General features: G+C 73.3%; 19 protein-coding genes. 16 read left to right on the top strand and 3 right to left on the bottom strand.

Annotated elements, in window-relative coordinates; genetic code table 11:
- Positions 1–9 precede the first annotated feature (9 nt).
- The 10 genes from J3P41_RS18890 to J3P41_RS06150 all read left to right on the top strand — a co-directional run bounded on the left by J3P41_RS18890 (position 10) and on the right by J3P41_RS06150 (position 11,293).
- Complete coding sequence (locus J3P41_RS18890; RefSeq protein WP_210649295.1) at positions 10–489, top strand: DapH/DapD/GlmU-related protein; 480 nt, start codon at positions 10–12, stop codon at positions 487–489.
- 4 nt (positions 490–493) lie between these two features.
- Positions 494–1,498 (top strand): glycosyltransferase, encoded by a 1,005-nt coding sequence (locus J3P41_RS06110; protein WP_210649296.1) that lies wholly within the window; start codon positions 494–496, stop codon positions 1,496–1,498.
- Positions 1,483–2,529: a hypothetical protein gene (locus tag J3P41_RS06115; protein ID WP_210649297.1), complete on the top strand. Its 1,047-nt coding sequence runs from the start codon at positions 1,483–1,485 to the stop codon at positions 2,527–2,529. The genes J3P41_RS06110 and J3P41_RS06115 overlap by 16 nt, the downstream gene beginning before the upstream one ends.
- Complete coding sequence (locus tag J3P41_RS06120) at positions 2,526–3,206, top strand: acylneuraminate cytidylyltransferase family protein (protein WP_210649298.1); 681 nt, start codon at positions 2,526–2,528, stop codon at positions 3,204–3,206. Before J3P41_RS06115 ends, J3P41_RS06120 begins: the two co-directional genes overlap by 4 nt.
- Positions 3,207–3,269: 63 nt before the next feature.
- Positions 3,270–5,543, top strand: coding sequence for an N-acetylneuraminate synthase family protein (locus J3P41_RS06125; RefSeq protein WP_210649299.1), 2,274 nt, complete (start codon positions 3,270–3,272; stop codon positions 5,541–5,543).
- Entirely contained in the window at positions 5,534–6,601 is a 1,068-nt protein-coding gene (locus J3P41_RS06130; protein ID WP_210649300.1) for a glycosyltransferase, read from the top strand. The genes J3P41_RS06125 and J3P41_RS06130 overlap by 10 nt, the downstream gene beginning before the upstream one ends.
- A complete protein-coding gene (locus J3P41_RS06135; protein ID WP_210649301.1) occupies positions 6,598–7,749 on the top strand; it encodes an O-antigen ligase family protein in 1,152 nt (383 codons plus the stop codon). Before J3P41_RS06130 ends, J3P41_RS06135 begins: the two co-directional genes overlap by 4 nt.
- Positions 7,742–8,764 (top strand): glycosyltransferase family 4 protein, encoded by a 1,023-nt coding sequence (locus J3P41_RS06140; RefSeq protein WP_210649302.1) that lies wholly within the window; start codon positions 7,742–7,744, stop codon positions 8,762–8,764. Before J3P41_RS06135 ends, J3P41_RS06140 begins: the two co-directional genes overlap by 8 nt.
- Positions 8,761–9,879, top strand: coding sequence for a glycosyltransferase (locus J3P41_RS06145; RefSeq protein WP_210649303.1), 1,119 nt, complete (start codon positions 8,761–8,763; stop codon positions 9,877–9,879). The genes J3P41_RS06140 and J3P41_RS06145 overlap by 4 nt, the downstream gene beginning before the upstream one ends.
- Before the next feature lies 1 nt (position 9,880).
- Positions 9,881–11,293: a sugar transferase gene (locus J3P41_RS06150; RefSeq protein WP_210649304.1), complete on the top strand. Its 1,413-nt coding sequence runs from the start codon at positions 9,881–9,883 to the stop codon at positions 11,291–11,293.
- A 26-nt stretch (positions 11,294–11,319) separates the two neighbouring features.
- Here the strand turns inward: J3P41_RS06150 and J3P41_RS06155 are convergent, their stop codons facing one another.
- Positions 11,320–12,762: a polysaccharide biosynthesis tyrosine autokinase gene (locus tag J3P41_RS06155; RefSeq protein WP_210649305.1), complete on the bottom strand. Its 1,443-nt coding sequence runs from the start codon at positions 12,760–12,762 to the stop codon at positions 11,320–11,322.
- Positions 12,763–12,842: 80 nt separating this feature from the next.
- Here J3P41_RS06155 and J3P41_RS06160 point away from each other — a divergent pair, with 80 nt between their 5' ends.
- Both J3P41_RS06160 and J3P41_RS19195 read left to right on the top strand, forming a co-directional pair.
- Positions 12,843–13,700, top strand: coding sequence for a nucleotidyltransferase family protein (locus J3P41_RS06160; protein WP_210649306.1), 858 nt, complete (start codon positions 12,843–12,845; stop codon positions 13,698–13,700).
- A complete protein-coding gene (locus J3P41_RS19195; protein ID WP_210649307.1) occupies positions 13,697–13,984 on the top strand; it encodes a PqqD family protein in 288 nt (95 codons plus the stop codon). Before J3P41_RS06160 ends, J3P41_RS19195 begins: the two co-directional genes overlap by 4 nt.
- Here the strand turns inward: J3P41_RS19195 and J3P41_RS19200 are convergent.
- Positions 13,920–14,369, bottom strand: a complete 450-nt coding sequence (locus J3P41_RS19200) for a VanZ family protein (protein WP_210649308.1) — start codon at positions 14,367–14,369, stop codon at positions 13,920–13,922. The two genes, J3P41_RS19195 and J3P41_RS19200, sit on opposite strands and share 65 nt — an antisense overlap.
- Positions 14,370–14,392: 23 nt before the next feature.
- Between J3P41_RS19200 and J3P41_RS06175 the strand changes: the two genes are divergently transcribed.
- The 4 genes from J3P41_RS06175 to J3P41_RS06190 all read left to right on the top strand — a co-directional run bounded on the left by J3P41_RS06175 (position 14,393) and on the right by J3P41_RS06190 (position 17,854).
- Positions 14,393–15,457, top strand: a complete 1,065-nt coding sequence (locus J3P41_RS06175) for a hypothetical protein (RefSeq protein ID WP_210649309.1) — start codon at positions 14,393–14,395, stop codon at positions 15,455–15,457.
- 49 nt (positions 15,458–15,506) lie between these two features.
- Entirely contained in the window at positions 15,507–16,667 is a 1,161-nt protein-coding gene (locus J3P41_RS06180) for an acyl-CoA dehydrogenase family protein (RefSeq protein WP_210649310.1), read from the top strand.
- Positions 16,668–16,901: 234 nt separating this feature from the next.
- Positions 16,902–17,336, top strand: a complete 435-nt coding sequence (locus tag J3P41_RS06185; protein ID WP_210649311.1) for a type IV toxin-antitoxin system AbiEi family antitoxin domain-containing protein — start codon at positions 16,902–16,904, stop codon at positions 17,334–17,336.
- Positions 17,264–17,854: a hypothetical protein gene (locus tag J3P41_RS06190; RefSeq protein WP_210649312.1), complete on the top strand. Its 591-nt coding sequence runs from the start codon at positions 17,264–17,266 to the stop codon at positions 17,852–17,854. The genes J3P41_RS06185 and J3P41_RS06190 overlap by 73 nt, the downstream gene beginning before the upstream one ends.
- Before the next feature lie 118 nt (positions 17,855–17,972).
- On the opposite strand, the gene npdG is transcribed toward J3P41_RS06190, so the two are convergent.
- The gene (gene npdG / locus J3P41_RS06195) at positions 17,973–18,638 is read right to left on the bottom strand and encodes an NADPH-dependent F420 reductase (protein ID WP_246861467.1); all 666 of its coding nucleotides are present in this window, start codon (positions 18,636–18,638) and stop codon (positions 17,973–17,975) included.
- Between the last annotated feature and the right edge of the window lie 6 nt (positions 18,639–18,644).

The raw sequence follows: 18,644 nt of genomic DNA on the forward strand, positions 1-18,644 counted from the left end.
AGCAGCCTTATGTCGCGTCTGCTCTACAAGCGGACGTTCGGCGCCTTCGGCGATGGGACGGTCATCGTCAGGCCCCACGCCCTGCGGCGCCCGCAACAGATCTTCATCGGCTCCGGCGGGGCGATCTTCGAGGACGTCTGGCTGCAGTGCGAGAACGACGACAGCCGGATCACGATCGGGGACCGCGCCAACTTCGCCCGGTGTGTGGCCATCAGCTCGACGGACCCGGTGACCCTCGGCGACGACTGCCTGATGGGCTTCGGCAGCCTGATCACGTCGGGCGACCACGATCGGGTCGACCGGCACCTCACTGGAGCCACCGGACCCGTCACCATCGGCGACTCCGTGTTCATCGGACAGGGCGCGATCGTGCTCGGCGGGGTGACCATCGGGGACGGCGCATCGATCGGCGCGAACGCCGTCGTCACCCGCGACGTCGCGGCCGGCGACACCGTCGTCGGGATCCCCGCACGTTCAACTCGGACCTGACCTGATGAGGGTGCTGCTGGTGAGCCCGGGCTTCCACGGCTACCACCGCGCCGTCTCGGCCGCCCTCGTCGCCCGCGGGCACGTCGTGTCGACCCACGTGTACGACGACCACGGCGGCGTCGTCGGTCGCACGTGGCACCAGGTCCGCCACCAGCTGCCTCGCCGTATCGGCGCCGGCTCGCTGCGACGGCTGGCCCGGGAGGAGACGACCGCCGCGGCGACCGTGGTGGAGCGGGCCCGACCGCAGGCGGTCGTCGTGATCAAGGGGGACACGCTCGGCCTCCGGTTCTGGGAGGCGCTCGCCGGCATCCCCCGGGTCACCTGGCTCTACGACGAGGTCCGGCGCACGCGCTGGACCACCGACCGGCTCGCCGCCGCCGGCCCGCTGGCGACGTACTCGGCCCACGACCACGCCGCCTTCACCAGCGCCGGCCTGGGGTCGCGGCACCTTCCCCTCGCCTACGACCACCGGCTCCTGCCCTCCCCGACACAGGCCCGCACCGCCACGGTCTCCTTCATCGGCGCGCGCTACCCGGCGCGCGAGCAGGTCCTCACCGGCCTGCAGGAGCGCGCGGTGCCGGTCCGAGCCTACGGCCGCGACTGGTCCGGGCACCCGGTGGACCGCATCCGGACCTGGCGGGTCGCCACACCACCCGTCCCGGCCGAGCGCGACCTCCCCCGCGCGGCGGCGTACGACGTGATGGCGGCCTCAGCGGCCACCCTCAACCTGCACGGCGACCAGGACGGCTTCACCATGCGCACGTTCGAGGCGGCCGGGGTCGGCGGCGTGCAGGTCATCGACCGCGCCGACGTCGACAGCCTCTACGAGCCCGGCACGGAGGTGGCCACCTGGTCCGACCCCGACGAGCTGGCCGAGCTGTGCCGGCGTGCGCTCACCGATTCGTCGTGGACGGGTCCGCTGCGGCGAGCCGCCAGGGCCCGGACGCTGGCCGAGCACACCTTCGACCACCGGGTGGCCGTGCTGGAGGACGCGTGGGACACGGTCTGAGGCACCCCGCCGACCTCGTCGCCTGGCGCCGCTGGCACGAGTCGCGGCACCCGGTCCGTGGCGCCGCCCGAGCTGCTCGCGCCCGGTTGCGACCGCCGGCGGAGGAGGTGCTCGACCTGCTGAGTCCCGGCGACGACGCCGACCTCCTGGTCGCTGTCGAGGCGACGCACAGCAGCGTCCACCACGCCGTCGTCGCAGCCCTCGATCACCTGGAGCCGGGCCGCACCGCCGTCGTGGCTCCGCACGGCTGGCAGCCGCCCCACGCGTACGCCGGTCACGGCCGGCGCACGCTCACGGTCGACCAGCTGCCCTGGGCGACCGCGCCGCACGCGGTGCTGGCGGCCGGTCACTACACCGCGATCGGGGCCGCCGCCTTCGCGCTGGCCGAGGACCGCGGTGCGCCGTTCCTCGTGGCCCAGCACGGCGCGCTGACGCCCTTCGCGCCACCCCTGCCGCGGGCGGCCCACCTGCTCGCGTGGACCGGGGCGGACGGAGCGTTCTGGACGCACGGACGCCAGGACGTCGAGGTGACGGTGACCGGCAGCCAGCTGCTGTGGGCGGCGGCCACAGCGGGGGCGTCGCCGTCGAGCAGTGGCTCTGCCGCACCGCTGACCTACCTGGGGCAGGGGCACGCCGCGGAGATCCCGCGCGCCCGGCTGGCCGTCGCCGCCCTCGTCACCTGCCGTGACCACGGCGCCGCCTACCGCCCGCACCCGTCCGAGCGCGACGTGACCTCGCGCGCGGTGCTGGCGGCGTACCGCCGCGCCGGCATCACCGTCGACACCAGCGCAGTGCCGCTCGTCGAGCTCGAGGCGCCGATCGTCAGCGTGTTCTCCACCGGGGTGCTCGAGGCCGCCGCACGCGGTCGCGACGCGTGGGTCGACTTCCCGCATCCACCCGCGTGGCTGGGCGAGTTCTGGGAGCGTTATGCCATGCACCGCCTCGGGACCCCGCCCACGCCCGCGCCCGACCGGCCGACGCACCAGCCGGCTCGCCGGATCGCCGAGGTCCTGACCGAGGCGGCGTCATGACGCTGTGCGTGATCCCCGCCCGTGGCGGCTCCAAGGGCGTGCCCCGCAAGAACCTCCTCGACGTCGGCGGCAAGCCGTTGATCGTGTGGACGATCGAGCAGGCGCTGGCGGTCCCGGAGCTCGACGTGCTGGTCTCCACCGACGACGAGGAGATCGCTGGCGTCGCCCGGGCCGCCGGGGCGCGCGTGCCGTGGCTGCGGCCCGCCGAGCTCGCGCGGGACACCACGCCGACGGAGCCGGTCGTGCGCCATGCCATCGAGCAGGTCACCGCCGAGCGCGGCCGGCCCGACGCGGTGATGCTGCTCCAGGCGACCTCCCCGGTGCGCCACGACGACACGCTCGGCCGCGCGCTGGCGGAGTTCGCGGACACTGGCGTGGACTCGATGGTCGGCGTCGTCGAGCAGCCGCCGTTCATCTGGCAGGCCGGCGACCCGCCGCGCGCGGCGTACGACGTCGCGGCGCGCCCGCGGCGCCAGGACCTCACCGACGAGACCCGGCGCTATCGCGAGACCGGCTCGCTCTACCTCACCCGCACCGACGTCTACGAGCAGCACGACAACCGACTCGGCGGCCGGATCGGGCTGTTCGTGATGGCCGAGGACGAGGGCGTCGACATCGACACCGAGCTCGACGTCGCGCTCGCGGCGCGCTTGCTGACCGCCCCTTCTCCGAGGTGACCACGCACCCACCCGCGGCTGGCTACGGTGTCGTGGAACGTAAACAGACGGAAGGCCACCGCCTTGATCATCGAGCGTGACCTCACGCCCTACGTCGTCTACTCGGGCGACCCGGTCCTGCGGGCACTGGAGAAGATCACCGCCAACAAGGCGCGCGTGATCTTCCTCGTCGACGCCCACGGCCACCTCGACGGCGTGCTGTCCGACGGCGACTTCCGCCGCTGGGTCAGCAGCGCGGCCAGCCTCACCGTCGACGTGCCGGCGCTCGAGGCCGCGAACACCTCGCCGCGCAGCCTGCCCGTCGGGAGCAGCCCCGCCGAGATCACGCACGCCTTCGGGTCGGGCATCGACCACGTGGCGCTCGTGGACGAGCGCGGGCACCTCGTCGCCATCGCGATCAACCGCGCCGACGAGCTCCGCATCGGCCGCCACGTGGTCGCCTCCGACGCGCCGGCGCTGATGGTGTCCGAGATCGGCATCAACCACCAGGGCGAGGTGTCGCTGGCCAAGCAGCTCGTCGACCTGTCCGTCGAGGCGGGCGCCGACGTCGTGAAGTTCCAGCTGCGCGACATGGACTCGCTCTACCGCCAGGGGTCGTCCGGCTCGGGCGGGGAGGACCTCGGCCCGCAGTACACCCTCGACCTGCTCGCGAAGTACGACCTCGGCGCCGACGGGCTCTTCGAGGTCTTCGACCACTGCCGCGACGTCGGCATCGACGTCATGTGCACCGCGTGGGACCCGGTGAGCGTGGACCGCCTCGTCGACTACGGCATCCCCTCGCTCAAGGTCGCCTCTGCCGACATGACCAACCACGCGCTGCTGCGGCACATGGCCGCGAGCGGGACGCCGATGGTGATCTCGACCGGCATGTCCACCGAGGGCGAGATCCGCGAGACCGTCGACCTGGTCCGGAGCACCGGCGTCGCCCACGCCTTCCTGCACTGCCAGTCGACCTACCCGGCGCCGTTCAAGGACGTCAACCTGGCCTACCTGACGCGGCTCGCCGAGCTCACCCGGGCACCCGTCGGCTACTCCGGCCACGAGCGCGGGTTCCACGTCGTGCTCGCCGCGGTGGCGCTGGGCGCGCGGATCATCGAGAAGCACTTCACCGTGGACCGCGACCTCGAGGGCAACGACCACAAGGTCAGCCTGCTGCCCGGCGAGTACCGCGAGATGGTGCAGCGGGTGCGGGAGGTGGAGGAGGCCCTCGGCACCTCGGCACCTCGCGCGGTGTCGACCGGGGAGATGATGAACCGGGTCAACCTCGCCAAGTCGCTCGTCGCCGCGCGCCGCATCGAGGCCGGCGAGGTGCTCACCGAGGCCGACATCGACATCAAGAGCCCCGGTCGCGGGCTGCAGCCCAACGCCTTCGACCGACTCGTCGGCCGGACGACCTCGCGCGCGCTCGACCCCGGCGACTTCTTCTACGCCACCGACCTGGGCGACGCGGCGCCGCGCGGGCGGGCGTACTCCTTCCGCCGTCCTTGGGGCCTGGCCGTGCGCTACCACGACATCGACGCCATGACGAAGGACACGACCCCCGACTTCTTGGAGTTCCACTTCTCCTACAAGGACCTCGACCTCCCCGTCGCCGAGGTCTTCGCGAAGTACCCCGGCGGCCTGCCGATGGGCTTCACCACGCACTCCCCCGACCTGTTCGCGGGTGACTTCCTGCTCAACCTCGCCTCGGAGGACGACGAGCACTGGGAGCGCTCCATCCGCGAGCTCCAGCGCGTGGTCGACACCACGCGGGAGATGCAGCAGCACTTCACCCGTGGCGCCGACGCCCGGGCCGACGCCGAGGGTCCGGTCGTCGTCGCCAGCCTCGGCGGCTTCACCAGCGACGCGTTCGTACGTCCCGAGCAGCGCGCCGCGATGTACGAGCGGGTGGCGGCCGGCCTGGCCCGCGTCGACGACACCGGGGTCCGGCTGTGTGCGCAGACCCTGCCGCCCTACCCCTGGTACATGGGGGGACAGCTCTACTGCAACCTCTTCGTCGACCCGCGCGACACCGCCGAGTTCGCCGAGCGCCACGGCCGCCGCCTCTGCTTCGACGTCTCGCACTCCAAGCTGTCGGCCAACTACCTCGGCATGTCGTTCGCGGAGGCGACCGACCTGCTGGCACCGCACACCGAGCACCTCCACCTCGTGGACGCGACCGGCGTCGACGGCGAGGGCGTGCAGGTGGGCGACGGCGAGATCGACTGGGCGGTGCTCGCCCAGCAGCTCGACGCGATGTCACCCGGTGTGAGCTTCATCCCCGAGATCTGGCAGGGGCACGTCAACGACGGCGAGGGCTTCTGGATCGCCCTCGAGCGGTTGGAGCAATGGTTCTGACCCCAGCCACACCTCCCCTGGCGCTGTGGGTGGTCCCCGTCAGCGACCTGGCCGGCGTGGCGCGGCACGTCCTCGACGTGGCGCGCTCGGGCATCCCCGGCTGGCGGCTGCTGTTCCTGGCCCCGCCCGGCGCCCTGCCCGAGCGGTTGCGCGAGCTCGGCGCCGAGGTGGTCGAGGAACCCTTCGGGCCCGACCACGGCCTGCGCGCCTCGGTGGCCACCCTGCGCGACGTCGTACGCCGCGAGCGCCCCGCGCTCGTGCACAGTCACCTGTCCTACGCGGACATCGTCGCGGCGCTGGCCGTCGGCCGCGGCACCCGCCTGGTCACGACCGAGCACGGCATCGCCCGCGACGACGTCGTCTACCACCGCACGAGCGGCAAGGCGAGGCTGATGGCGGCCGCCCACACCGTGCGGCTGCGCCGCTTCGACGCCGCGATCGCGGTGAGCCGCGCGACCGCGGCGGCGATGGTCGAGAAGTGGCACCCGCGACGCGAGGTCGTGGTGGTCCCCAACGGTGTCGACCCGGTCGCCGCCGCGACGCCCACCACGGGGCTGCGGATCCTGTCTCTGGCACGGCTGTCGCCGGAGAAGCGGCTGCCCGCCCTGCTCGACGGCTTCGCCGAGCTCCACCGCACCCACCCGCAGGCGAGGCTGACGCTGGCCGGCACCGGCCCGGAGGAGCCGGCGCTGCGCGCCCAGGTCGAGCGGCTGGGCCTCGCCGACGCGGTCGTCCTGCCCGGCTTCGTCGACCCCGGGCCGGCGATGGCCGCGCACGATGTGCTGGCGATGCTGTCGGTGTGGGAGAACTGCTCCTACGCGCTCCTGGACGCCGCCGCACGTGGCCTGGGAGTGGTCGCCAGCAACGTCGGCGGCAACCCCGAGATGCTGCCCCCGGAGGCCCTCGTGCGCGCGGACGACGCCGGCGCCGTGGCCGGCGCGCTCGCCCGTCAGGGTCTCGACCTCGCTGCGCGGCCGGAGCTCGACCGGTGGCCGACCGTGGCCGAGATGTGCGCCGAGATCGGCGCGACGTACGCGGCCGCGGGAGCGCGGACGTGAGCCGTGTGAACTCGCCGTGGGACCTGCCGGACAAGACGGTGCAGCGGGCCGACGAGGCGGACCGCGAAATCCGGATCACCGACTTCGCCCTCATGGCGAGCCTGCCGCTGCGCACGGTCGAGGTCGCGGGCTTCCCCGTCAACGAGCTGACCATGGCTGCGCTGGTCGGACTCTGCGTCCTGCGTCCGGCACGCGGCGGCGCCCGACTGCCCGGCCTCGTCGTGCTGCTCCTCGGCAGCCTGCTCGCCCTGCTCCTCTACTCGGGGCTCACCAACGAGGTCGACTGGACCCGGCGCGTGGGCCACGTGTCGATCCTCGCCGGCCTCGTCTGGGCCCTGGGCACCGGACGCGTGTCGCTGCGCTCGGCCGGCCTGGGCCTCGCCACGGGCCTCACCGCGGTGATCGTGCTGGGGGCGGCGGGGATCGGCGGCAGCACCTACGAGGGCCGGCTCACCGGCTATCTCGGCGATCCCAACGCAGGGGCGTTCTTCATCTCCGTCCTCGGGATCCTGGCGATCTTCTTCGCCGACGACCGGTGGAAGGTGCGCCTGGCCGTGGCCGTGCCGATGCTCGCCGGACTCGTCCTGACCTACTCGCGCACCGGCCTGCTCGCGGGGGCTTTCGCCGTCGTGTGGGTGCTGCTCGGACGCCGGCTCGGTGTCGTCGGGGGCGCGGCCATGGCTGGCGCCCTCGTCTGGCTGGTCGACAACATTCCCGCGGGCCTGACGACCTTCGGACCGTTCTCCGACCGCTCCGGCAGTGATGCGCTGCGTGACCGGATCATCGCGCAGGAGAGGGTCGAGCTCGCCGCCGCGCCGTGGTACGGCCACGGCCCGGGCACCGCCACGGTGAACATCGGTGACCTCGAGTTCTTCTTCCACAACAGCTACCTGGCCACCCGGCAGGAGGGCGGGTGGGGTGCCCTGCTGCTGGTGCTCGGCCTGCTGGTGGTGGCCTTCCTCCGCCTCTCGCGCCAGGCCCGCGCAGGAGACCTGGCGGCGGCGGGCGCCCAGGCCGCGATCATCGCGGTCGCCGTGATGGCGGTGACGCTCGGCGAGGTGCTGCTCGACACCCCCATGGCGATCGCCACCGGGTTCGCGCTCGGCCAGGCGCTGCGAGCCGGCGACAGGAGGCCGCCCGATGCCTGAGCGCGTCCACCTCGCAGCCAACAACCCCGATCTCGGCGGCGGCGAGCAGATGCTCGTGCGCACGGCCGCCGCCCTCGTCGAGCTGGGCCGCCCGGTCACCGTGGTCGCCCCCGACGCGCCCACCGACGTGCTCGACGCCGCGTCCGCGGTGGGTGCCGACGTGGTCGCGATCCGGGCCGACGACCGCGGTGCCTACCTGCGCCGACTGCGTGCCTGGGACCGTGGGGAGAGGCGGGGTCTGCTGTGGTGCCACGGCCTGGTGCCGGCCCTCGCCACCGCAGGCCGCCCGCGGCGCGTCGTGCACCTCCACCAGCTGCCGCGCTCGCGGGGCCAGCGCGCCGCGCTGGCCGTCGCCCGGCGGGGCAGCCTCCGCGTCCTCACGCCCTCGTCCTTCCTGAGCGGCTCGGTCCCCGGGGCCGAGGTGTGCCCCAACTGGACGGGTGAGGTGACGCGCGGGCCGCTGCCCGCCGCCGGGCATCGGGTGGGGTTCCTGGGCCGGCTCGCCACCGACAAGGGCACCGACCTCCTCGCCCGGGCCCTGACGTCCGCACCGCTCGCCCAGGCGCAGCTGGTCGTCGCGGGCGACGACCGCTGGGTGCCGCAGGAGCAGCGCGTCCCCGTGGCGCAGGCACTGGACGCCCTCGGCGACCGCGTGCGCCGGATGGGCCGGGTCGAGCCGCACGAGTTCTTCGACGAGGTCGACCTGGCGGTGTTCCCCAGCCGGGTGGCGGAGTCCTTCGGGCTCGTCGTCGCCGAGGCGATGGCCGCCGGCGTCCCCTTCGTGATCTCCGACGCGGGCGCGCTGCCCGAGGTCGCCGGCCCGCACCATCCGTGGATCGCCCGCGCCGGTGACGCCGACGACCTCGCCGCGGTCATCGGGCGGGCGCTGGCGGCGTCCCGCGCGCAGGTGCAGGCCGTGACGGATCGGGCCCGGCTCCGTTGGGAGGAGCAGTACTCACCCTCGGCCGGCCGGCAACGGGTGCACCGACTCCTCGCGGACCTGGGGGTGACATGAACGCCCGCTCCGGTCGGCCGCGCGTGGCGATCGCGCACGACTACCTCACCCAGCGCGGTGGCGCTGAGCGCGTCGTGCTCACGCTGATGAAGGCCTTCCCCGAGGCTGCCGTGCACACCACCCTCTACGACCCCGACGCCACCTACCCCGAGTTCCGCGACGCCGACGTGCGGACCTCCCCGCTGAACCGCGTGGCCGCCCTGCGGCGCGACCACCGCCTGGCCCTGCCCCTGCTGGCTCCGACCTCGTCGCGGATGAGGGTCGAGGCCGACGTGGTCGTCGCCTCCAGCAGCGGGTGGGCGCACGGGTTCGACACGTCCGGGCGCACGGTCGTCTACTGCCACAACCCCGCCCGCTGGCTCTACCAGACCGACGAGTACCTCGGCGGATCCGCATGGCGCTCACCGCTGGGTCCGCCGCTGATCGCGATGCGCCCCCTCCTGACGCGGTGGGACCGCCGGCGGGCGCGCGACGTCGACGTCTACGTCGCCAACAGCCGCGTCGTGCAGCACCGGATCGCCGAGACGTACGGGCGCGAGGCCGAGCTGCTGCCGCCGCCGCACGGGATGGACGCCTCGGCGCCCCGCGAGAGCGTGGCGGAGCTCGAGGGCTGGTCCGGCTACGCCCTGGTCGTCTCGCGCCTGCTCCCCTACAAGAACGTCGACGTGGTGATCGAGGCGGTCCGTGGCAGCGGGCGGCGCCTGGTCGTCGTGGGCCGCGGGCCGGAGGAGGCGCGGCTGCGCGCGACCCTGCCCGACAACGTGCGCCTGCTGGGCGGGCTCAGCGACGCCCAGCTGCGCGCGGTGTACGCCGGCGCCGGGGTGCTGGTCGCTGCCAGTCACGAGGACTTCGGGCTCGCTCCGCTCGAGGCGGCCGCCTTCGGCGTGCCGGCCGTCGCGCTGCGTGGCGGCGGGTTCCTCGAGACCGTCCTGGAGGGGGAGACCGGGCTCTTCTTCGACCGGCCGGCCCCCGAGGACGTCGCCGCCGCCCTCGCGGCGTCCGACGCCCAGGCCTGGGACGCTGACAGACTGCGAGCGCGGGCCGAGCAGTTCGGCGAGGCGCGCTTCATCGACAGGATCCGCGCGATCGCGCTCGGGGAAGGGGACGTGGCCTGACGTGCGCCCCGAAGGAATCCGGCTGCTCCCCTGGCTCATCGGCGCCGTCGACCTCGTCATGCTCGTCGTGGCCACGGCGCTCGCGATCCGGTTCCGGCTGACGCTGTCGATCTTCGACACCGCCGGCGACGTCCTGCAGAACACCGCCCTGGCCAGCGTCTTCTTCGTCGCCACCTGGCTGATCATGCTGGCGTTCTTCGGCACCTACGAGCGTCACGTCTTCGGTGCGGGCACCGAGGAGTTCAAGCTCGTCGTCAACGGATCGTTCTTCACCGCCGCGCTGGTCGCGACGATGGCCTACCTCATGCAGTACCCGCTCTCGCGCGGCTTCTTCGTCCTGTACTTCCCCATCGGCGTGCTGCTGCTGCTCGTCGGGCGGCTGTTCTCGCGGCGCGTCATCCAGCGCCTGCGGCGAGCCGGGCACTTCAACGAGTTGGTGCTGCTGGTCGGCAGTCCGGGCTACATCGGCGAGATCCACACCGTCCTCGAGCGCGAGGCGTGGCTGGGCTACCAGGTGATGGGCTGCCTCGTGCCCAAGGAGTACGCCGGGCTGCAGGTGACCTCGGCCGGCGTCCCGGTGCTCGGGCTGAGCGAGGAGGTCCGGGCGGTCGTCGACGAGGTGTCGCCCGACATCGTCTTCTTCACCGCCGGCGCGGTGGACTCCTCCACCCAGCTGCGCCGTCTCGCCTGGGACCTCGAGGACCATGCCGACGTGCAGATCATCGTCGCGCCCAACGTCACCGACGTCTCCAGCGAGCGCGTCCGCATCCGCCCCGTCGCCGGGCTGCCGCTCATGCACCTGGGCCGCTCGCGCTCGCAGCTGGCCAGCAACGACGCCAAGCGCGCCTTCGACGTGATCGGCGCGCTCACGGTCCTGGCGCTGACGTGGCCCGTCCTGCTCGCACTGATGCTCTGGATCCGGCACCACGACGGCGGACCCGCCCTGTTCCGCCAGACCCGCGTCGGCCGCGACGGCGTCGAGTTCTGCTGCCTCAAGCTGCGCACCATGTCGGTCGACGCCGAGGAGCGCCTCGCGGAGGTCGAGGCGCGCGACCACGTGCTGTTCAAGAGCACCGACGACCCGCGCGTGACCAGGCCCGGACGGTTTCTCCGCCGCTTCTCCCTCGACGAGCTGCCCCAGCTGTGGAACGTCGTCCGCGGCGAGATGAGCCTGGTGGGTCCGCGTCCGCCGCTGCCCTCGGAGGTCGAGCACTACGAGGACGACATGCTGCGCCGGCTCAACGTGCTGCCCGGCATGACCGGGCTGTGGCAGGTCTCCGGCAGGTCCGACCTGTCGTGGGAGGACACGGTCCGCCTCGACCTCTACTACGTCGACAACTGGTCGATGGTGCAGGACCTGCTGATCCTGGCCCGGACCGTCACGGCCGTGCTGGCCAGCCGCGGGGCGTACTGAGGCGGCCTACTGACGCGGCCTCCTGCTCAGGCGCTGGCCGCCCTGCGGCGCCGACCCTTGCCCGCGGTGGAGTACGCGTCGAGCGAGTCCTGCTCGGCCTTGTAGCCGCCGTAGCCGCCGTAGCTGCCGTAGCCGCCGCCGTAGGCGATGGCCGCGGCACCCTTGACCGGCGCCTTGTTGAGCACGACGCCGAGCAGGCGGCTGCCGACCTGGTCGAGGATGCGCCGGCACTGCTGGCTCTGCTCGATCTGCGTCTTGCCGGCGGCCTGCACGAGCAGCGCGCCGTCGCAGAACGCCGAGAGCAGTCCGGCGTCGGTCACCGGCAGCAGCGGAGGCGCGTCGAGGATCACCAGGTGGTCCTGGGACAGCTCGTCGATGAACTGCTTCATCCGCAGCGAGCCGAGGAGCTCGCTGGGGTTGGGCGGGATCCGGCCGGCCGGGAGCACGCTCAGGTTGGTCATGCCGGAGTCGACGATGACGTCGCGGACCTCGACGTCCCCGGCCAGCGCCTGGGTGAGGCCGACGGTGCCGTCGATGTCGAAGGTCGAGGCGATCATCGGACGCCGCAGGTCGGCGTCGATGAGCAGCACGGGCGTGCCGGCCTGAGCCACCAGCCGGGCGATGTTGGCCGACACGGTCGACTTGCCCTCCCCCGCGAGGGCGGAGGTGACCACGATGCGTCGCGGCTCGTTGTCGACGTCGACGAAGCGCAGGTTGGTGCGCAGCTGCCGGAAGGCCTCGGCCGCGCGCCCCAGGTCGCCGCGCACGCCGCGGTGGGCGCGGTCGAGCGCCTCCTCCTTGGGGATGATGCCCAGCACCGCCGCTCCCGTGGCCTCCTCGACGTGCTTGGTGGAGCGGATCCGGCGGTCGATGAGCCGGCGGGCGATGAGGACGGCGTACGCCAGCGCGAGACCGCCGGCCGCGCCCTTCATCGCGGCCCTGCGGTAGTCCGGGGTGAACGGCGCGCCGGGCAGCTCCGCCGGCTCGACGGGGACGATGCGGGTCAGTGGCGCCGTCTTGGGGTCCGCCTCGCCCGTCTCCACCTCCTGGGCGTACACGACCACGGCGTCGATGACGGCGTTGGCGAGGTCGCGGGCCTCCTCGGGCGTGCTGCCGATGGCCGAGACGGTGAGGCCGTTGACACTGGCGTCGACGGACGCCGAGAACCGGCCGGCGATCGCGCTCGGCGGGACGTCGAGGTCGAGGTCCTCGACCACCTGCTCGGCCACGGGCGTGCTGGGGACCAGGAAGGCGTAGAGGTTCGCCTTGTCCTCGGCGAGCTGCGCGTTGCCCTGCTCCTCGCCGGCGGTCGTGGCCTCGCCGACGATGACCAGGCCCGACGACGTGGCCGAGTAGAGCACCGGCTCGCGGGTGGTCTTGGCGACCATCAGCAGCGCCCCGAGGATCGTGCAGCCAACCAGCACCCAGACGTAGGCGCGGCTCAGCCGTACGAAGTCCCCGAACGTCATGCCGGGAGTCTAGGGCGTGGCAGCGGACGGGCCGGGCCGATCAGCGACATGCGCGTGAGGACGGCTGGCACCATGTCCGCATGACCCAGGAGGCCGACGCGCGCACAGCACCCGTCGCCGCCCGCGTCCACCTCGCGCACGCGGTCGTGCAGAAGCTCGCCGAGGACCGCGGCATCGACCTGCTGCACCTCAAGGGACCGGCGGTCCTGCCCGGCCTGCGCGCCGAGGGGCGCCAGTCCAGCGACGTCGACGTGCTGGTGCGGCCCAGCCACCTGCCGCGCCTGGTGACCGCGCTGGAGTCGGTCGGCTTCGAGCAGCGCACCGACTTCGCGACCGGCTCGGTGTTCGCCCACGCCGCCAACTGGTGGCACGACGACTGGGGCTGGGTCGACGTGCACACGAGCTGGCCGGGGGTGGGGGTCGACGCGGAGGTCGCCTTCGACGTGTTCGCCCGCACCCGGGTGCAGGTGCCGATCGCGCACTGGGACTGCCCCGTTCCCGACCGCACCGCGCAGCGGCTCATCCTGGTCCTGCACGCTGCCCGCTCCGGTGGCACCACCGACGTCGACCACGCGTGGACCGCCGCCGACCCCGGCGAGCAGGAGGACGTACGCCGACTGGCCCGCGAGCTCGACGCGGAGGTCGCGCTCGCCGCGGGCATCGGCGAGCTCGACCTGCACCGCCACCACCCGACGTACCGCCTGTGGCGCTACTTCACCGAGGGCGGCAGCCGGCTCGACGAGTGGCGGGCCCGCCTGGCTGCCGCGGGGACGGCCCGCGCGAGGGCCGAGCTGCTGGGCGCGGCGCTGCGCGTCAACCGCGACCACCTGCGCATGGAGCTCGGCCGCCCGCCCACGCGCGAGGAGGTGCGCGCGCGCCAGCGGCTGCGCGTGCGTCGCGCGACCGACGAGCTGGCCAGTCGGGTGCGGCGCCGGTGACCGCTCGCTACCGGATCGCCGACGACGTCGCGTGGGTCAGCGAGGACGGCCTCGACGTCGGCGACGTGCCCACGGCGTACCTGGCCCGAGTCCCGCGCGGGATGCCGATCATGCTCGAGGGGTCGGGATGCGTGGTGTGGCTGGCGCTCGCCGAGGGCGGCACCCTCGAGGAGGTCACCGCGGCCGCGGCGGCGATGTCGGACGCCGACCCGGACCAGATCAGCGCGGACGTCGCCGACCTGGTCGACCAGCTCGTCGTGATCGGAGTCGTGCGAGAAGACTGACCGCCCCGGCGCCCAGCGCCGCGCCGAGGGTGTTGGCCGCGACGTCCGCCTCGTCGCCGACCCGGTCCAGGAACAGCCACTGCACGACCTCGATCGCCGTCGACGCCAGCGCCGCGGCGAGCACCACCCGCCACCACGACCAGCGGGTCAGCAGCGCCGCGATCACGCCCAGCGGCACGAACAGCACGACGTTCAGCGCGAAGCCGTAGTGGTCGGGCGAGGCCCAGTCGGGCGCGATCGGCCAGTCGTAGCGGAACAGCACGTAGAGGCGGACGGTCAGCCGGTTCAGCTGCCACCCCCACGGCGCGGTGACCAGCACGCCCAGCGCCAGCACGTACGCCGTCGCGAGCGCCACGAGGATGCGGCGCTCGCCCGACCCGGACACGCGGCCAGCCTAGAGTGGTCGCCGTGACGAGCGGCCGAGGTGCACCCGGCGTCGTGGTGCGCGCCCTCGGGGTGCCGATCGGCATCCGGGCCGCGGACGGCGACGTCGAGCGGCTGCGCCGCCAGTGGAGCCGGGCGTTGACCGACCAGCCCCCGCAGGCGGTCGTCGACCTCGGCCCGTTCGACTCCCACGACGACGTCAGCCACGACTACGCCGTCACGTCGCGGGTGACCCTCGCCGCCCTCGAGGCCACCGCCGGGCAGCGCATCAACCTGCACGCCGGCGCGGTCGCGGACGAGGAGGGACGGACCCTCACGCTGATCGGCGCGTCCGGGGCCGGAAAGACCACCGCCGTCCGGCTGCTGGCCCGGCGGCTGGGCTACCTGTCCGACGAGACCACCTCCGTCGACGACGCCCTCACCGTCCATCCCCACCCCAAGCCCCTGTCCGTGATCACCGATCCGGCCGACCCGCTCGTGAAGCAGTCCCTCTCCCCCGACGACCTCGGACTGCGCCACCCGCCGGCGACGGCGTACCTCCACCGGATCGTGGTGCTCCACCGCGGCGAGGAGGACTCCGGACTGGTGCCCCTCACCGCGGCCCACGCGATCGGGGAGATGGTCGCGCAGACGTCCTCCCTGGTCCGGCTCGAGCACCCGGTCCGCCGGCTGGCCGACACCATCGACGCGTGCGGCGGAGTGTGGGCGCTGCACTACCGCGAGTTCGAGGAGCGGGTCGAGGAGCTCGTCCAGCTCCTCGACATGGAGGCCCAGCCGCCCCCGCCGCGCCTGCACCACCCCGGCCGGTCGGACGTCGCGGCGCACGACCGGGCCTGGACGCGCACGCCGTGGCTCGACGCCGTGGAGTACGACGAGGAGCTGGTGCTCATGGTCGGCGACCGGGTCCACGTGCTGGCCGGTCTCGGCCTCGTCCTCTGGCTCGCCCTCGAGACGCCGGGCACCACCGACGAGCTGGTCTCGCAGGTGCAGGCGCTGTGGGGCGAGCACCCGGACGCCGCCCGGCTCGTGGCCGACGCCCTCGACCTCCTGACGCAGGAGGGAGCGGTGCAGGCACCCGTCGGCCGGTGAGGGGCCTGGGGCGGTCGCGGCGTCCTGCCTCGGCGGTAACGTGCGCCGCATGACCGCTCGCCGCCAGCTGCCCACCGACGAGGCCCGCGACCTGCTCGCTCTCACGCGCGAGATCGCGACCAAGGAGCTCGCGCCCCGCTCGGCGCAGGCGGAGGCCACCGAGACGTTCCCGCGCGACGTCTTCCGGATGCTTGGCCAGGCCGGGCTGCTGTCGCTGCCCTACCCGGAGGAGCACGGCGGCGGCGACCAGCCCTACGAGGTCTACCTCCAGGTGCTCGAGGAGATCGGCGCCGTGTGGTCCTCGGTCGGCGTCGGGGTCTCCGTGCACGCGCTGTCGTGCTTTGGGCTGGCCCACTTCGGCACCGAGGAGCAGAAGGCCGCATGGCTGCCCGACATGCTGGGCGGCGACCTGCTCGGCGCCTACTGCCTCTCCGAGCCGCACGCGGGCTCCGACCCCGCCGCGATGCGTACGACCGCCCGGCGCGACGGCGACTCCTACGTGCTCAACGGCGCCAAGGCGTGGACCACCCACGGCGGGCATGCCGACTTCTACAAGGTCATGGCCCGCACCTCCGACGATCGCAACGGCATCTCGTGCTTCCTCGTGCCCGCCGACGCCGAGGGCCTCTCCGCCGACCCGCCCGAGCGCAAGATGGGCCTCACCGGCTCGGCGACCGCCACGATGCGCTTCGACGGCGTACGCGTTGACGCCTCGCGCCGCCTCGGGGCCGAGGGCGAGGGCCTGCGCATCGCGCTGGCGGGCCTGGACTCCGGCCGCCTCGGCATCGCCGCCGTTGCCGTCGGGCTCGCGCAGGGAGCGCTCGACTCGGCCGTCGCCTACGCCCGCGAGCGGGAAACGTTCGGCAGCAGGATCATCGACCACCAGGGACTGGCCTTCGTGCTGGCCGACATGGAGGCGGCGATCGTCTCCGCCCGCGCCACGGTGCTCCACGCCGCGCGCCTGCGCGACGCCGGCCTGCCCTTCTCCCGCGAGGCCTCGGTCGCCAAGCTCGTCGCCACCGACAACGCCATGAAGGTCACCACCGACGCCGTGCAGGTCCTCGGCGGCTACGGCTACACCCGCGACTTCCCCGTCGAGCGCTACATGCGCGAGGCCAAGGTCATGCAGATCTTCGAGGGGACCAACCAGATCCAGCGGATGGTGATCTCCCGGTCGCTGGCCAAGGACAACTCGGGCCTGATCGCCTGACGGCGCGCCGCGGTCGCTGAGGTTTCGCGGCCGTGCTGCAGGGGCGGTGGCTTTCCCCGGCTAGCCGGGGAAACTGGAGCCTCACCCCCGAAACTTCGGCCTGGAGCCTCCAATTTGGGTACGGAACCCAGGGCCCCGCCGCTGGCAGCTACGCCCGGCCGGTTGACGTACGCGTTGTCCACAGGTTGCAAGGTCCAGGATTGGCGGCGTACGCCGGCGGGCACGGCTGGTCGCATGGCATCAGACGTTCTGCTCGACCTGACCGGCGTGGTCGTCCTCCGCAAGGACCTCCTGGCCGCGGGCTACACCGACCGGCAGATCCAGACCCGCGTCAAGGCGGGCGAGCTGCACCGGGTCAGGCACGGGAGCTACTGCGACAAGTCACTGTGGGACTCGCTGGGCGCCGCCGACCGCCACCGCGTCCTCGCCCGCGCGGTCCTGGCGCGAGCACACCCCACCACGGTGCTCACGCACGTCTCGTCCGCCATCGAGCACGGGGCGCCGGTGTGGGGCCACGACCTCACCAAGGTGCACACCACCCGCACCGACGGGCGCTCCGGGCGCAAGGAGTGCGACCGCGTGCAGACGCCGGCACCATGCCGACGTACCACGTCGCGGTCGTCAACGGCGTCCCCGTCTCCCTTCCCACGCGCTGCGCGGTGGAGATGACCACCGTGTCGACCGTCGAGTCGGCGCTGATCACGGTCGACGGGCTGCTGAGCGCGGGCCTGACGACCCCGAGCGGCATCCGTCAGTTCGCCCACCGCACCAGGTTCTGGCCCCGCAGCCTCCGCACCACTGTGGTGCTCCGCCTGGCGGATCCCCGACACGAGTCGGCTGGCGAGTCGCGCACCGCCTACTTCTTCTTCGCACAGGGACTTCCCAAGCCGGAGCCTCAGGTCGTCGTGCGCGACGAGCGGGGCGCCGAGGTCGCGCGCGTCGACTTCGCCTGGCCCGAGCTCGGCGTCTTCCTCGAGTTCGACGGCCGCATCAAGTACGAGCGGCATCGACGCGCGGGGGAGTCGCTCGAGCAGTTCCTCATGCGCGAGAAGGCGCGCGAGGAGCTGATCTGCCAGTTGACGGGGTGGGTGTGCATCCGCATCACCTGGGACCAGCTCGCAGCGCCTCAGCTCCTGGCTGGGCGCATCCGGCGAATCCTGGAGTCGCGAGGGCGTACGGTCGCCTGAGGCCGGGGTTCACCCCCCAAGCGTGAGGTTCCAGGCCGAAACTTCGCGGGTGAGGCTCGGGTTTCCCCGGCTCGCCGGGGAATGCAACCGCCCCCAGCGGCCCCGCCGAAGAACAAGCTCAGACGTCGGTGACCCGCACCCCCGCATGCGCTTTGTAGCGCCGGTTGATGGAGATCAGGTTGGCGGTCAGCGCCTCGACCTGGTGGGCGTTGCGCAGCCGGCCGCCGTACATCCCGCGCATGCCCGGCACCACCGAGGCCAGCGCCTGGACGAGGTCGGTCGCCTCGCGGTCGTCGCCCAGCACCAGCACGTCGGTGTCCACGCGCTCCACCGTCGGGTCCTCGAGGAGCACCGCGCTCACGTTGTGGAAGGCGCCCACGACCCGCGAGTCGGGCAGGATCGCGGCGGCCTGCTGGGTGGCCGAGCCCTCCTCCACGGGGAGCGCGAAGGCGCCCTGCTTGTCGAAGCCGAGCGGGTTGACGCAGTCGACGACGATCTTGCCGGCGAGCTCGTCGCGCAGCGAGGCCAGCAGCTCGGCGTGCCCGTCCCACGGCACCACGACGAGCACGATGTCGCCCGCGCGCGCGGCCTCGGCGTTGTCGGCGCCGCGGACCCGGCCCACACCGGCGAGGACGGCCGCCGTCTGGGCCGCGCGCTCGGCGCTCCGCGAGCCGAGTACGACGTCGAGCCCGGCGGCGGCGAAGCGGCGGGCCAGCCCACGGCCCTGTGGTCCGGTGCCGCCCAGGACGGCGATGGTCAGGGAGGTCACGTCGGGCTCGGTCATCCCACG

Origin of the sequence: Nocardioides sp. SYSU D00065 (assembly GCF_017916425.1) — a bacterium.
GTDB lineage: Bacteria > Actinomycetota > Actinomycetes > Propionibacteriales > Nocardioidaceae > Nocardioides.